At 52.8% G+C, this 282-nt stretch carries 1 pseudogene; it reads right to left on the bottom strand.

The features are described from left to right. Positions 1 to 282, bottom strand: a pseudogene (locus PGS10_RS25210) (TetR/AcrR family transcriptional regulator); the annotation flags it as partial.

Below are 282 nucleotides of genomic sequence, written 5' to 3'. Positions count from 1 at the left end.
CAGCAGGGTGAAAACCTGAATCGCTTTTGGTAAAGCATGCTGCGGATCTTCACTGGCAGCCACCCACTGAGCGGCATTCAGTGCAGCTCCATTTAGCAGCCAGGCGGTAGCATCCACATCTACCGGCTTGATTAAGCCGCGTTCAATCAGATCTGAAATGCTCTCTCGGGTGGCGTCAAGGCAGTTGTTCTGACTCGGCCATTTCGTAGGATCGCCAAGAAAAGCCGGGCCATCAAGCAGAACGATACGCCGGACTTCTTCATCCAGAGCCATTCTGATATA

The organism is Klebsiella sp. 141153, assembly GCF_032601995.1.
GTDB classification, from domain to species: Bacteria; Pseudomonadota; Gammaproteobacteria; order Enterobacterales; family Enterobacteriaceae; genus Klebsiella; species Klebsiella aerogenes.
The sequence above is the reverse complement of the archived record's forward strand: the minus strand, read 5'-3'. Positions and strand labels throughout refer to the sequence as shown.